The organism is Paraburkholderia sp. A3BS-1L, assembly GCF_051125215.1.
Lineage (GTDB): Bacteria > Pseudomonadota > Gammaproteobacteria > Burkholderiales > Burkholderiaceae > Paraburkholderia.
Window position 1 is genome coordinate 496,757 of record NZ_CP120444.1, and the last position, 14,013, is coordinate 510,769.

At 63.6% G+C, this 14,013-nt stretch carries 11 protein-coding genes; 3 read left to right on the forward strand and 8 right to left on the reverse strand.

Annotated elements, in window-relative coordinates:
* Nucleotides 1–159 precede the first annotated feature (159 nt).
* From P5W99_RS27390 to P5W99_RS27400, 3 genes are all read right to left on the reverse strand, one after another.
* The gene (locus P5W99_RS27390) at nucleotides 160–1,371 is read right to left on the reverse strand and encodes a M24 family metallopeptidase (protein WP_421027909.1); all 1,212 of its coding nucleotides are present in this window, start codon (nucleotides 1,369–1,371) and stop codon (nucleotides 160–162) included.
* Between the two features lie 171 nt (nucleotides 1,372–1,542).
* Complete coding sequence (locus P5W99_RS27395) at nucleotides 1,543–2,559, reverse strand: GlxA family transcriptional regulator (protein WP_421027910.1); 1,017 nt, start codon at nucleotides 2,557–2,559, stop codon at nucleotides 1,543–1,545.
* A 78-nt stretch (nucleotides 2,560–2,637) separates the two neighbouring features.
* Nucleotides 2,638–4,065 carry a PAS domain S-box protein gene (locus P5W99_RS27400; RefSeq protein ID WP_421027911.1) on the reverse strand — a complete coding sequence of 476 codons (1,428 nt, stop codon included), beginning with the start codon at nucleotides 4,063–4,065 and terminating at the stop codon, nucleotides 2,638–2,640.
* Nucleotides 4,066–4,317: 252 nt separating this feature from the next.
* Between P5W99_RS27400 and P5W99_RS27405 the strand changes: the two genes are divergently transcribed.
* Nucleotides 4,318–5,976: an APC family permease gene (locus P5W99_RS27405; RefSeq protein ID WP_421027912.1), complete on the forward strand. Its 1,659-nt coding sequence runs from the start codon at nucleotides 4,318–4,320 to the stop codon at nucleotides 5,974–5,976.
* Between the two features lie 75 nt (nucleotides 5,977–6,051).
* The gene (locus P5W99_RS27410) at nucleotides 6,052–6,765 is read left to right on the forward strand and encodes a M24 family metallopeptidase (RefSeq protein ID WP_421027913.1); all 714 of its coding nucleotides are present in this window, start codon (nucleotides 6,052–6,054) and stop codon (nucleotides 6,763–6,765) included.
* A 125-nt stretch (nucleotides 6,766–6,890) separates the two neighbouring features.
* Here the strand turns inward: P5W99_RS27410 and P5W99_RS27415 are convergent, their stop codons facing one another.
* From P5W99_RS27415 to glcD, 5 genes are all read right to left on the reverse strand, one after another.
* Nucleotides 6,891–8,534 carry an L-lactate permease gene (locus P5W99_RS27415; protein WP_421027914.1) on the reverse strand — a complete coding sequence of 548 codons (1,644 nt, stop codon included), beginning with the start codon at nucleotides 8,532–8,534 and terminating at the stop codon, nucleotides 6,891–6,893.
* Nucleotides 8,535–8,706: 172 nt separating this feature from the next.
* Complete coding sequence (locus tag P5W99_RS27420) at nucleotides 8,707–9,111, reverse strand: heme-binding protein (RefSeq protein WP_421027915.1); 405 nt, start codon at nucleotides 9,109–9,111, stop codon at nucleotides 8,707–8,709.
* Between the two features lie 5 nt (nucleotides 9,112–9,116).
* A complete protein-coding gene (gene glcF / locus P5W99_RS27425; protein WP_421027916.1) occupies nucleotides 9,117–10,355 on the reverse strand; it encodes a glycolate oxidase subunit GlcF in 1,239 nt (412 codons plus the stop codon).
* Between the two features lie 13 nt (nucleotides 10,356–10,368).
* Nucleotides 10,369–11,436, reverse strand: a complete 1,068-nt coding sequence (glcE, locus tag P5W99_RS27430) for a glycolate oxidase subunit GlcE (RefSeq protein WP_421027917.1) — start codon at nucleotides 11,434–11,436, stop codon at nucleotides 10,369–10,371.
* Nucleotides 11,436–12,935: a glycolate oxidase subunit GlcD gene (gene glcD, locus P5W99_RS27435; protein WP_421027918.1), complete on the reverse strand. Its 1,500-nt coding sequence runs from the start codon at nucleotides 12,933–12,935 to the stop codon at nucleotides 11,436–11,438. Before glcD ends, glcE begins: the two co-directional genes overlap by 1 nt.
* A 236-nt stretch (nucleotides 12,936–13,171) precedes the next feature.
* Here glcD and glcC point away from each other — a divergent pair, with 236 nt between their 5' ends.
* Nucleotides 13,172–13,924 (forward strand): transcriptional regulator GlcC, encoded by a 753-nt coding sequence (gene glcC, locus P5W99_RS27440; RefSeq protein ID WP_421027919.1) that lies wholly within the window; start codon nucleotides 13,172–13,174, stop codon nucleotides 13,922–13,924.
* Nucleotides 13,925–14,013: the final 89 nt, after the last annotated feature.

A 14,013-nucleotide genomic window follows, 5' to 3' on the forward strand; every position in this document is an offset into this window, starting at 1 on the left:
CGTCTCCTGTCGATTCGGAGCCGGCGCTTTGGCTGTCGACCCTGGTTCGCGCTCAAGCGCGCTCCCCGGATCCCAGCCAAAGTACTGGCTCCGGTCCAATGCAAGATGGTTGCTGTCAATAAGCGCCCGCGGGCTGCGCCACGGGCGGCGATAGCCTGATCAGGCCTTGATGATGTTGTGTTCGGGGCCGTACGGGAACGCGGTGATGTTGGTGGCGCCTTTCTCGCCAACCACGAGGATGTCGTGCTCGCGATAGCCGCCGGCACCCGGCAGACCCACAGGGATCATGATCATCGGCTCCATCGAGACAACCATGTTCGGCTCCAGCACGGTGTCGATGTCTTCACGCAGTTCGAGCCCTGCCTCGCGGCCGTAGTAGTGGGACAGCACGCCGAACGAGTGGCCATAGCCGAATGTCCGGTTCTGCAGCAGCCCGTATTCCGCGTAGATCTTGTTGAGTTCCTGGGCGATATCGCTGCAGCGCGCGCCCGGCTTGATCAGCTTCAGGCCGGCTTCGTGTACTTCGACGTTAACTTTCCAGAGACGCAGGTGCTCGTCCGGGCAGTGGTCAAAGAACATCGTGCGCTCCAGCGCGGTGTAATAGCCAGCGATCATCGAGAAACAGTTCAGGCTGAGGATGTCGCCCTTTTGCACCTTGCGCGTGGTAACCGGATTGTGTGCGCCATCGGTATTGATCCCCGACTGAAACCACGTCCATGTGTCCATCAGTTCCGAATCGGGAAAACGACGCGCAATTTCCCGCACCATTGCCTGCGTCGAGGCGAGCGCAACCTCATGCTCGGGCACGCCTTCGTGCACGGCCGCCGCGAGCGCCGCGCCGCCGATATCGCACACGTTCGCGCCATGCTTGATGAGCGCGATCTCTTCGTCGGACTTGATCATCCGCATGCGCATCGTCTGGGCGCCGATGTCAACAAACTCGACCGACGGGAGTGCCGCCTTCAGTTTCGACAATACTTCGACGGGGACATGATCGAACTCGATGCCCACACGGCCCTTGTTGTCGATCTCGCCCTGCACGGCGCGAAAGAAGTTGTCGCGCTGCCAGTCCGTGTAGACCACGTTGTAGTCGCCGACCGTGCGTCGCCACGGTTGACCGCCGTCGATGTTGGCCGAGATCGAAACCACTTTGGACGGCGTAAGCACGAGGCCGTACTTTCTGCCAAACGAGCAGTAGAGAAAGTCCGAGTAGTAGTTGATGTTGTGATACGACGTGAAAAGCACGGCGTCGATATTCTCGCGCGCCATCAACTCGCGCAGCTTGCGTTGACGGGTTGCGTACTCCGCATCGGAAAAGGTGTGCTTCACCTTCTCGCCATTCTCGATTCGAATCAGGTTCTCCATCTTCATGTGCTCGCTCCTGGGTGAAAAAGCGTGGTGGGTGTGAGCAGATGTTAGAAGTTCGGGAATTTTGAGAATTTCCGAAATGGACAACGTCGTTCCCGAATTGGCCAAATCGGGTTAACCATGAAATCGCTCGCTGGCTTGCGGCCGGGGTATCCGGCCACGATGCCAGAATGGCTACAGCGCGTTCTGATAGCGACGCCGGTCAGCGATCGGGGAGATCTGGAATTGCGCCTTGTAGCGTGTGGCAAAGTGTGTCGTGGACGTGAAACCGGTGCGCGCGCACACTTCCTCGAGCGAGGTTGCCGTGCGGTACAGAAGTTGCCGGGCGCGCAAAAGACGAATCTCGAGGTACGCCTCGGCGGGGGACTTGCCCAGGCGCTCCTGAAACCAGCGCTGGAGCTGCCGCTGCGAGACACGCAGATGAGACGCAATCTCCGGCACGGCAAGCGGCTCTTCGACGTTGCTTTCCATGATTTGCAATGCCTCGTCGAGCTTCTCATGCTCCGCGCCGATATATTGACGTAACGAAGTCTGCTGACGATATTCGCGGCTGCGCGGTTCCGCGACCAGCAATTCGAGAACACGTGCCGCGAGTGCCTGGCTGCCCGGCGGATTCGCCAGCAGATGCACCATCAAGTCGAGCGGTGCCACGCCACCGCTGCAGGTATAGCGATCCCGGTCGATTTCGAATAGCCGTGTTGAAACCGTCAGCTTTGGAAACTGCTCCATCAATACGTCCTGGTCTTCCCAGTGAATCGTGCAACGGTATCCATTCAGCAATCCGGCACGCGCCAGAAAGTAGCTGCCGGTGTCGAGCCCGCCAAGAGCCGCCCCCTTTCCCGCCTGCCTGCGCAGCCAGTCCACCACTGCACCAATTCCCCTTTTCGGAATGGGATTCGGCCCGACAACGAACACCACGTCAAAAGGCGCGCTGTCCGCCATCGAGACGTCCGTGACCACGCGGATACCGTCACTCGACGGAACGAACTCGTCGCCTGGTCCGATCAGGCTGTAGTCGTACACACGCCGTCCTACGATCATGTTGGCAATCCGAAGTGGATCAATCGCGGAGCCAAGCGCAATCAGGGAAAAGTTCTCGAGCAACAGGAAGCCGTAACGCATGACACGTAGATCGTGCATGCCGTCACGTACCTTTGACGGTGGCGATTGCCTGGGCAGGGTCGTAGACATTGGGGATCGGTTTGAAGCTGAAAGGGACCGGTTGATAGAGGCACGAGGATATGGGCGTGAACCCGGCGCTCTCGACCGTTATCCCGCTTGATGGGTTTCGCTTACAAAGACCAGGGTGCGAAATACGCCATGCTTGTCTCCCCACTGGCTGACCACCTGCACCAGAACCTCCGGCCCTGGCCCGCTTGCACGGCGCATATGACCGGTGATATTGAGCATCTTGAGCGTGCCGCGCGCCTCGGCAGACTTCATATGGTCGCGCAGGGACTTGCCGGTCGCTTCGTCGAACAGCGAAGCCAGCGGTTGCCGGGCCAGCGAGGCGGCTGTGAGCGCCGCCAATTCGGCAAGTTTGGCGTTCGCGCACAGGGTGTCACTGCCCGACTCCAGCCAGGCGATGCCCACCATCGGCTGATCGAATATCGCCCGCCAGCGATCTTCACTGCGCGCAAGAGACGCTTCGGCCTGCTTCTGCGAAGTAATGTCCTGATTGACTTCGATGGCGCCAATGATGCGCTCGTCGTCGTCCAGCAGCGGAATGGCCGACATGATAATCGAGCGTTGCTGCCCGTCGAAGGCGTCGATGTTGACGATTTCCCCCCGGCTAGCCTCGCCCGAGAGAATTGCGCGCGCCAGCGTCCAGCCCTCGCCGCCCACCTCCTTGCCCGTACTGTCCCAACGCCCGCTGTACTCGCCATAGCGGGCAAGTTCGACGAGTTTGGCACCGCCCCAGATGCGCTCCGCCTCCGGATTGGCGATGCGGATATGGCCGCTTTCGTCGGCGATCCACAAACCCACCGGAATCATTTCAATGACCTTGCGCATCATGTATTCGCTGCGCGTGAGGGCCTTTTCCATTGCCTTGCGCTGCGTGATATCGATGCATACGCCCACGACCTTGAGGGGCCGCCGCGCCGCGTCGTAGATGAGCTGGCTGCGACAGGAGAGCCAGCGCTCCTCGCCCTGTCCGTGTCCATCTCCCGCATCGGTGCCGGGCACACAGAAGTCCCATTCCTGAGTTTCGGCGCCATCGGCGAACTGCGCCACCAGGCGTTCGAGGGGAAGCGCCTCAAACGGGACGAGATTGGACCGCGTGGCTTCGACCGGTTTGCCGAAGATCTGCTCTGCACCAGGCGAGGTCGTCAGCTCCCGCGTCAGGACATGCCATTCCCAGGTGGCGATGCGCGCGGCGTCATAGGCGAGCTTCATGCGCGCTTCGCTGTCGATGATCTGGCCGAGGTACTTCTGCCGCAGGTCTTGCGCGCCGCTCTCGGGTACCAGGGTCTCCTGGAGATCCTGGATCGCCTCGTCGCCGTAGCGTAGCCAGACCCAGTTGACGTCCAGAAAAGCGGCAAGTGCACGCAGATTCGCGTATTCGATTTCTCCGCCATTGGTCCACCGGTGCACCGACGGCGTGGAGATGCCCAGCGACTTCGCGACTTGTGTGAGGGTGAGTTGCTTTTGCTGCAGCAATTCCTTCAGACGCTGACCAAACCCCGATGACTTCATCGTCTCCCGTCTCGCTTTGCCTGGAACTGAGATTCGTGGCGCTGGAGCACCCCAGTCGAGTGCCAGCGTCCTTTGTGCGCCGATCATAGCACGCAGCTATCGGCTACCTCTTTGTGAGTATTACTTTATACGCAATATATTACTTGACGAGAAATATTGCGACTTCTATAAATTCCACACGCGTTCTGACGGCGTCCAGGAACGTGCTGCAGAACACACAACCGGCAGTTCACCTTGGAGGAGACAACTCCCGTGGAAACCGCAAACGATCCCGTCATCAAAGAGGCGGGGGCATCCGATGATGCGTACGTCTCGACGTCTCACCCCGGCGGCGGGCAGGCCAGCCTGCACCGGGCCATCAGCTGGAAGGGCGCCTTCTGGGCGGCGAGCGGCGTGCCCGCGCTCGTCCTCTTCAACATTGGAGCGCTTGCTTCGACAGTCGGACAGCCAGCATGGCTGATCTGGATCGTGTCGATCCTGATGGGCTTCATCCAGTGCTTCACCTACGCCGAGATTGCCGGGCTGTTTCCACACAAGTCCGGAGGCGCGTCGGTGTATGGGGCAATCGCCTGGGTGCGTTACAGCAAGTTCATTGCCCCGATCTCCGTCTGGTGCAACTGGTACGCATGGTCACCCGTGCTCGCACTCGGTACGGGTCTCGCCGCGGGTTACATCCTCACGGCCCTGTTTCCGGCGAACTCGGCCATCAACACCTGGTCGCTTACGCTCATGCACCTCGACTTCATCGAGCACGGCCTGACGTTGCGGATCAATTCGATGGCCATCCTCGCCGCCCTCATCCTGCTGATTACCTTCGCGATCCAGCATCGCGGCATCTCGCAGGCGACGCGTACCCAAATGATTCTCGGCATCAGTTCGTTGTTGCCGCTCGTGCTGATCGGCATTGTGCCGATCATGAGCGGCGATATGCCGAGTACGCATTTTCTGCCGCTGCTGCCGCTGGCACGGGACGCGTCCGGCCATGTGGGCTTCGGCCACTACAACCTGGCCGGGATCACGCTGATGGCCGGCGGCATGTTCATTGCGGGCTGGGCCACCTATGGCTTCGAAACCGCGGTGTGCTACACCAGTGAATTCAAGGATCCGAAGCGCGACACCGTTCGGGCGATCGTCTACTCGGGCCTGCTATGCGTTGCCATCTTCACCCTGGTGCCGCTGGCGTTCCAGGGCTCGCTCGGGCTCGACAAGCTGCTCGACCCCGGGCTCTATGACGGCACCGCAGTCGGCGTCGTGATGGCGAAGATGATAGGCGGCGGCGCGCTCGTCACTAACGTGGTGGTTGCGATGCTGGTGCTCTCGCTGGTGCTCGCAGTGATGACCTCGATGATGGGTTCGTCGCGCACGTTGTACCAGGGCGCAGTCGACGGCTGGCTGCCCAGATACCTCGCGCGCGTCAACGAGCACGGCGCGCCGACGGCCGCCATGTGGACCGACCTGGCTTTCAACCTGGTGTTGCTGATGCTCTCGGACAACATCATGCTGCTCGCGATCGGCAACGTGGGCTACCTGATCTTCAACTTCCTCAATCTCCAGGCAGGCTGGATTCATCGCCTTGACCGGGGAAACTGGCCACGTCTGTACCGGGCGCGCGGATGGCTGCTGGCGCTCGGCGCGATCTTCGGTTTTCTCAACCTCGCGTTCATGGGCATGGGTGCCGATATCTGGGGGCCCGGCACGCTGCGTAACGGCCTGATATTCACATGCCTGATCGTGCCGGTGTTCCTGTTCCGCCACTATGTTCAAGACCGTGGCAAGTTCCCGGCCGCCTTCAGCCGCGATACCGATCTCGTGAACCGGGTCGGTGCACGCAGGCCCTGGCAGCCCTACGCAGCTCTCATTGTGGCGGCGCTGGTGGTGGCAGTGACCCATCACCTGGCAGTCTTGCCTTAAGTGTCTCCCGCCCGCATCGAGCGCAAGCGCGGCGGCGACGGCTTACCGATCGCACTCAACCGGAAAGGATTTTTCATGTCGAATGCGGAACATCTCGATGCAGCGGACACGCTCTGCGGCTATCGGAAGGTGCAGCATGCCGCGCGTCGGACGCTGGACGAAATCGTGCACTTCATTGCGCCGGGCGTCAGCGAAATCGACCTCGTGCGCAAATGCGACGAACTACAGCGCGCGGCGGGCGTAGACGACTACTGGTATCGCGCCTTGCCAGCGCTCGTGCTGGCCGGCGAGCATACCTGCCTCGCCATTTCGCGCGAGGCCTACGTGCCCGAAAGCGCCCCGCTCAAACACCACGACGTGCTGACCATCGACCTCAATCCGGCCATGAATGGCTACTGCGGCGATCTCGCGCGCACTTACTTCATCGAAGAAGGACAGGTGCGACGCGCACCGCACCGCGACGAGGAGTTTCTCGCCGGCGCCCACGCCCAGGCATCGCTGCACGCCCTGCTTCGGCGTGTGGCGACGCCCGACCTGCGTTTCGACGAGTTATACGGGATGGTGAAGGATGCCGCCGACCGGCTCGAATGCGAGCTGCTGGACTATCTCGGCCACAGTATGCAGGCCGATATGAGCGCGCTCGACTTCATCGCACCGAAGGTCACCCACACGCTCGGAGAGGTGGGCCTGTTCACCCTCGAACCGCAGCTTCGCGTCAAGGGCGGCCGCCATGGGTTCAAACACGAGAACATCTATTTCTTAGCCGGCGGCGTTTTGCATGAACTCTAGGAGCGGGAGCGCCACTTGTTTGAGGCCGGTCGATACCACCGTACAGCGCCCCCTGACGCTGGGGCCGCCGCGCAGTAGCACCCTGGAAGGCCGCGGCCGGCCGACCCGCCCGCGGCCCTGTCCGGTCAATGCGGCACCGATGGGATCATCCAGCTGAGCACGTGCTGCTGCAGGTACACAAGCACGCCGAGCACCAGCGTGAGGGCGATGCTGTGCCAGAAGGTACGCGCGAACACGACACCCTCCTGCCCCTTGAGGTCGGTCGTTGCCACGCCGGTCGCAATGTTCTGCGGCGAAATCATCTTGCCCATCACGCCACCCGAGGAGTTGGTCGCCGCCATCAGCACCGGGTCCAGGCCGAGCTGCTTTGCCGCCACCACCTGCAGGTTGCCGAACAGCGCGTTGCCCGACGTGTCGCTGCCCGAAAGGAATACCGCAACCCAGCCGAGCGTCGCCGAAACGAGCGGGAACAGCGCACCCGTGGACGCGACCCCCATCCCGAGCGTGTAGCTCATGCCCGAATAATTGAGCAGATAGGCAAGCGCCACGATCATCATCACCGTGACAATGGCAATGCGCGTCTGTTTCCAGGTCTGGGCGACACAGGCGACAAAGCCGCTGATCCCCACTCGCGTCCACACTGCGGTGATCGCCGCGGCAACGAGAATCGCCGTGCCGGTGCCAAGCGGCTGGAACGTCCAGATCGCGGCATAGGACTTGTGATAGAGCGTCATATAGACGGCGTTGTGAAGGCCGGGCCACTTGATGTTCGCCTGGCCAATCGACGCAATGCCCGCATGCACCCAGAAAATCACGACCACCGAAACGATGATCCACGGCAGCCAGCCGCCGTAGCCGATGCGATCGGCGTGGTTTGTGGCTCGCGTGGCACCGCGCGCGATCGCGAAGGCTGCGTCGGGTTCAGGCTTCCAGACTTTGAGGAAGCCGATGGTGACGATCAGCGAAGTCAGCGAGGACAGCACGTCTGTCAATTGATAGCCGAGAAAATTCGACGTGACGAATTGCGCGAGCGCGAAGCTGCCGCCCGACACGACGAGTGCCGGCCAGAGCTTGCCGATGGAGCGAATGCCGCCGTACATGGCGACCACATAGAACGGCAGCAGGAACGCGAAAAACGGCAACTGGCGGCCGACCATCGCGCCAAGCGTCTCGGGATGCAGCGACGTCACAGCGCCCAGCACGGTGATGGGCACGCCAAGCGCCCCGAATGCGACTGGCGCCGTATTGAAGATCAGCGTGAAACTGAGCGCCTCGATAGCGGGAAAGCCGAGGCCGATCAACAGCGCGCTCGTGATCGCCACCGGCGTGCCGAAGCCGGAGATGCCTTCGAGCAGGCAGCCAAACGAGAAGGCGACGACGAGCAGCACAAGGCGCCGGTCGTCGGGAAGATGATCGAGCATCCATTGGCGGAACTGGTCGAAGCGGCCCGACTTCACCGCGATGTTGTAGAGCAGCAGCGCGTTGACGACGATCCACATCACCGGTATCAGCGCGAGCGTCATGCCTGCGCCGACGGCATCGAACGCCAGGCCAGCGGGCATGCCCCACACGCCGATCGCGATGGCGAGGCCCGCGACCAGCCCCGCCAACGAGGCCTGCCACGCGGGCCGGCGCAGGATGCCGAGCATCGCAAGCGCAACTGCAATCGGAATGACGGCGACGACAAATGAAAGGGGCAGTGAGTTGCCGACAGGCGTCAGCGGCTGCGCGAACAGGGTTCCTGCGGGTAAAGCCAAACCTGAATTCACTATGTCTCCTATGTCCCGTTGACGGGACTTTTGTCTGTATGCTGCCGCGATGGCAATGGAGCCCCGTGCGGAGGACGCGGCAATCCCCCGCAGCGGACAAGAAAGCGATAACCAGGCAGACGCCAAAGCGTCTGCCTGGTTACTCAATCCGCGCGCTCATGGATATCCAGATTCATGCGGCAACGCACCGTGCGCCCGCACTGGCAATCTGCGCGTCCTGGTCGGACTTCACCCCCGATACGCCGACGGCCCCGACCACCACGGCACCGACGATGACCGGCACGCCGCCCTCCAGGGTCGTGCAAAGCGGCGCACTGAGAAAGGCGGTGCGGCCGCCGTTGACCATGTCTTCGTAGACTTTTGTCTCGCGACGGCCAAGCGCCGCGGTGCGCGCTTTCTCCTCGGCAATGTAGGCACTCAGCGGCGCGGCACCGTCCAGACGTGCGAGCGCGAGCGGGTGGCCGCCGTCGTCGACCACGGCGATCGCCACGGCCCAGCCGTTGCGCTGGGCCTCATCGCGAGCGGCTTCGAGAATCCGGTGCGCCTCGGCGGCACCGAGCACGGGTTTGGTCTGCATGTCAGTCAGGCTCTCTGTTGGGAAATCGGGGCAAGCAGGGATTCGACGAGCTCGATCCAATGCGTGACGGGCGTGCGGCCCGCGCTGTTCAGGTGCGTCTGGCAACCGATGTTGGCCGTCACGATCGCCTCCGGCTGGCCGGCCTCGAGCGCATCGAGCTTGTTATCGCGCAGTTGCTTCGCGATCTCGGGCTGCGTGAGCGAGTACGTTCCGGCCGAGCCGCAGCACAGATGGGCGTTCGCCACAGCGCTCAGATCGAAGCCGAGCCGGGTGAGCACGCCTTCGACGGCGCCGCCGAGCCGCTGCGCGTGCTGCAGCGTGCACGGGCAATGAAAGGCGATGCGCTGGCCGGTAGCGCGCGCGAACGCATCGAGCGGCTCCGCGGCGATCACCTCGACCAGGTCGCGCGCAAGCGCGCTCACGCGCCGGGCTTTGTCCGCATAGGCCAAATCGAAACGCAGCAGGTCGCCATATTCCTTCACGAAGGCTCCGCAGCCGCTCGCCGAGATGACGAGCGCCTCGGCGCCCGCTTCTATCGCGGGCCACCACGCGTCGATATTGCGCCGCGCGCGCGCGAGCCCCGCCTCCTGCGCGTTCAGGTGATATTCGTTGGCGCCGCAACAGCCGCTGCGCGGCGCGGGCGTCACGCTGATGCCAAGATGATCGAGCACGCGCGCGGCGGCCGCGTTCGTATTCGGAGCAAGCGACGGCTGCACGCAGCCTTCGAGCATCAGCACGCGGCGCGCATGGCGCACGGCGGGCCTCGGGCGTGCAGCGGGCGCCTGCGCGGGAATCTTCTCGCGCAACGTTTCAGGCAGGAGCCCGCGCACCGCCCGGCCCGCGCCGATCAATCCGGCGAATACGGCCGGCCGCGACACGCCGTGGCGCAGCCCTGCCCGCAGCCAGCGCTCGCGCGCCGGCCTCGCCGTGCGCCGCTCGACCTCGGCGCGCCCGATGTCGAGCAGCGCGTGATAGCGCACGCCCGACGGACAGGTCGTTTCGCAGTTGCGGCAGCTCAGGCAACGGTCAAGATGCAACTGGGTCTTTTCGGTGACCGGCTGCCCTTCGAGCACCTGTTTGATCAGATAGATGCGGCCGCGCGGCCCGTCGAGTTCGCTGCCCAGTAGCTGATAGGTCGGACAGGTTGCATTGCAGAATCCGCAGTGCACGCATGAGCGCAGAATCGACTCCGCCTCATCGGCGCGTGCAAGAGACTGCGCGGCTTCGCTCAGGTTGGTTTGCATGGTGAGGCATCCCTCAAAGGTCCGCGTAGAGGCGGCCCGGATTGAAAATCCCCTGCGGGTCGAGGCGGGCCTTCAGGCGCCGGTGCAACTGCATCAGCGCGGCGGGCAGCGGCTGGAACGGCGCGTCGGTCACGCGAGGCGTGAAGGCTGTCGCGTGGCCGCCGAGCTCGCGCGCGAGCCCGCGAATCTCATTCGCGCCGACGGCAGTCTTGAGCCAGCGCTGGGCACCGCCCCAGTCGAGGAGCACTTCGCCCGGAAGTGTCACGAGGGGCGCGGCAACGGGCAGCGACAGGCGCCAGAGCGGCCGCTCGTCCGCGAAGAACGGCAGCGAGAAGTCGCGCAGCCGGCTCCAGAACATGGCATCGGCCTCGGCGCCACCGATTGCCTCCAACGCGGCGCGCACGGAACCGGTGCCGCCTTCGAGCCGTAGCTGCAGCATGCCGTCGGCATGGCACGCACCGGTGATCGGCAGCCCCTCGCGGCGCCAGCGGATGAGCCGCTCGCGCGCCTCCTGCGCCGTGAGCTCGAGCGCGATATGGCGCGTCGCGCGCGGCCGGGGCAGCACCTTGAACGACACCTCGGTCACGAGCCCAAGACAGCCAAAGCTTCCCGCCAGCAGGCGCGAAACGTCATAGCCGGCGACGTTCTTCATCACCTCGCCGCCAAAGCGCAGGTGCCGCGCCTGCCCGGTGATCACGCGGCAGCCGAGCACGAAGTCGCGCACCGCACCGGCCCACGGGCGCCGCGCACCCGACAGGCCGGAGGCGAACACGCCACCCACCGTGGCCGCGCCGCCAAAGAGCGGCGCTTCGAACGGCAGCATCTGCCCCGCTTCGTCGAGTACCGACTCCACGTCGGCGAGCCGCGTACCCGCGCGCACCGTCATGACAAGCTCGGTCGGATCATAGTGAACGATGCCCCGGTGCCCGCGCGTATCGAGCACTCGCGCATCGACCGTGCGCCCCAGCCACACCTTGCTGTCGCCGCCGCGTATGCGCAGCGGCGTGCACGCGGCAAGCGCCGCTTCGACTTCGGCGATCAGCGCGGCACTGTTGTCCGTCGAATCCAGTTCGCGTCGCATCAAAACCGCTCCAGTTCGGGAAAAGGAAGTTGGCCACGGTGCACGTGCATCGCACCGAACTCGGCGCAGCGGTGCAGCGTGGGGATGTTCTTGCCTGGGTTGAGCAGCCCGGACGGGTCGAAGGCGGCCTTGACGGCGTGGAAATACTCGATCTCGTCGTGCTTGAATTGCACGCACATCTGGTTGATCTTCTCGCGACCCACGCCGTGCTCGCCCGTGATGCTGCCGCCCACCTCCACGCACAGTTCGAGAATGCGGCCGCCCAGTGCCTCGGCACGGTCCATTTCGCCGGGCTGGTTCGCATCGAACAGGATCAGCGGGTGCATGTTGCCGTCGCCCGCATGGAAAACGTTCGCGACCTTCAGGCCGTACTCTTCCGATAACGCGGCGATGCCTTCGAGAACACGCGGCAGTTCGCGCCGCGGAATCGTGCCGTCCATGCAGTAGTAGTCCGGCGAAATGCGCCCCACCGCGGGGAACGCGTTCTTGCGCCCGGCCCAAAAACGCTGTCTTTCCGACTCGTCGCGCGCCACGCGCAGCTCGCAGGCGCCCGACTCGCGCAGCAGCGCGCCGACGCGTTCGGCGTCTTCCTCGACGTCGTCGTGCGCGCCGTCGAGCTCGCACAGCAGAATCGCCTCCGCGTCCACCGGGTAGTCCGCGTGGATGAAATCCTCAGCCGCGCGGATCGCGAGGTTGTCCATCATTTCGAGGCCGCCAGGGATCACCCCCGCGCCGATGATCTTCGCCACCGCGCCGCCCGCAAGCGCGACGTCATCGAAGCTCGCCATGAGCGCCTTCACGCTCTGCGGCTTCGGCAATAGCTTCACGGTCACCTCGACGACCACCCCGAGCATGCCCTCCGACCCCGTAAAGAGCGCGAGCAGGTCAAAGCCAGGGCTGTCGAGGGCGTCGCCACCGAGCGTGACCAGCTCGCCCTCGATCGTGAGGATGTCGACTTTGAGGATGTTGTGGACAGTCAGGCCGTACTTCAGGCAGTGAACGCCCCCCGCGTTTTCCGCAACGTTGCCGCCGATCGAGCAGGCGATCTGCGAAGAGGGGTCCGGCGCGTAGTACAGGCCGTAGGGTGCGGCCGCCTGGGAGATCGCCAGATTACGCACGCCGGGTTGCACGCGCGCGATGCCCGCTTCGGTGTCGATGTCGAGAATCCGGTTGAATTTGGACATCACCAGCAAAATGCCCTTCTCGAGCGGCATCGCGCCACCCGAGAGCCCGGTGCCCGCTCCGCGCGCCACCACCGGTACACCGCGCGCCGCTGCCACCGTGAGCACCGCGCGCACTTCATCGACCGTGGACGGCAGCGCGACCATCAGCGGCACCGTCCGATAAGCGGCGAGGCCGTCGCATTCGAACGGGCGCAGATCCTCGCGTTCGGTAAGGAGTTCCAGCCCAGGCGCTGCCGTGCGCAGCGCCGCTGCGAGTTCGGCCCGATCGACAGCCGGCAGCGGGCCGTCGATCGCCTCGTCATACATAAAGCTCATTGCGTCGTCTCCAGCGCGGGGCGTCGCATGGCGCACCCGCAATTGCGAATTGGCGCAATTCTTCTGGGCGCGCGCCGGGCTGTCCAGAGCCTTCAGCACTGGTCACACCAGTTCTTTTTATGGGGCCCGCTTCCGGCCTGTATTTTTTAACTTTTCCTCAATAAATACATGGAGTTATGAGATACTCACCTCTCCCCGTGAAAAGTGGTCATACCAGTATGGAAGGCAAAGGCGAAATGGCTGGCGCACGGCGTGTTGCTGACGTCGTGGCCGAGCGCATCGAGAAGTTGATTGTCGACGGCGTGCTCAAAGTCGGGCAGGCGCTGCCCTCCGAGCGCCGCCTCACAGAAAAGCTCGGGGTTTCGCGCACGGCACTGCGCGAAGGCATGAAGGTGTTGCGCGCGCGCGGCATCATCGATACGAAGCACGGCAAGGGTTCGTTTGTCGCAAGCCTCACGCCGCAGGAGCACATCACGCCGATGATGCACCTGCTCGCGTCGCAGCCACGCACGCTCTACGACCTTTTCGAGGTGCGCGGCATGCTCGAGGCCGAAGCCGCCCGACTGGCGGCGCTGCGCGGCACCGAAGCCGATTTCATCCTCATCACGAGACGCTATGAGGAAATGAACGCCCCGGAAGCTCATAATTTACCGCCCGCCGAACGGGCGAGGCTCGATCACGCGTTTCACCGGGCAATCTACGAGGCGTCGCACAATCCCATCCTCGTCAATACGCTGCAGTCGCTCACCGACCTGCTACTGAGTTCGGTATTTGCATCCGTGAACAACCTGTACCACCGCGAGCCACACAAGAAACAGATCGATCGGCAACACGCCCGCTTCTATAACGCCGTGACGGGAAGATTGCCCGAGCAGGCACGCAGAGCGGCGAGCGAGCATATCCGCAGCGTCGTTGATTATCTTCGCGAAATCGAGAACGAAGAACAGCGGCTCGTGCGGGCAACGCTCCGGCTCGAGGGTTGGGCCTGAACCGCGGACAACGCTCATGCAGGCCACCGGCTTGGTGGCCTGGACAATGAGAACCAGGTGAGTATCCCCACGCTAAACGAGCACGGCTA

Coding starts and splice junctions, on each gene's coding strand:
- P5W99_RS27390 (WP_421027909.1), bottom strand. CDS start 1,371: ATGAAGATGGAGAACCTGATTCGAATCGAGAATGGCGAGAAGGTGAAG.
- P5W99_RS27395 (WP_421027910.1), bottom strand. CDS start 2,559: ATGTCTACGACCCTGCCCAGGCAATCGCCACCGTCAAAGGTACGTGAC.
- P5W99_RS27400 (WP_421027911.1), bottom strand. CDS start 4,065: ATGAAGTCATCGGGGTTTGGTCAGCGTCTGAAGGAATTGCTGCAGCAA.
- P5W99_RS27410 (WP_421027913.1), top strand. CDS start 6,052: ATGTCGAATGCGGAACATCTCGATGCAGCGGACACGCTCTGCGGCTAT.
- P5W99_RS27420 (WP_421027915.1), bottom strand. CDS start 9,111: ATGCAGACCAAACCCGTGCTCGGTGCCGCCGAGGCGCACCGGATTCTC.
- glcF (WP_421027916.1), bottom strand. CDS start 10,355: ATGCAAACCAACCTGAGCGAAGCCGCGCAGTCTCTTGCACGCGCCGAT.
- glcE (WP_421027917.1), bottom strand. CDS start 11,436: ATGCGACGCGAACTGGATTCGACGGACAACAGTGCCGCGCTGATCGCC.
- glcD (WP_421027918.1), bottom strand. CDS start 12,935: ATGAGCTTTATGTATGACGAGGCGATCGACGGCCCGCTGCCGGCTGTC.
- glcC (WP_421027919.1), top strand. CDS start 13,172: ATGGCTGGCGCACGGCGTGTTGCTGACGTCGTGGCCGAGCGCATCGAG.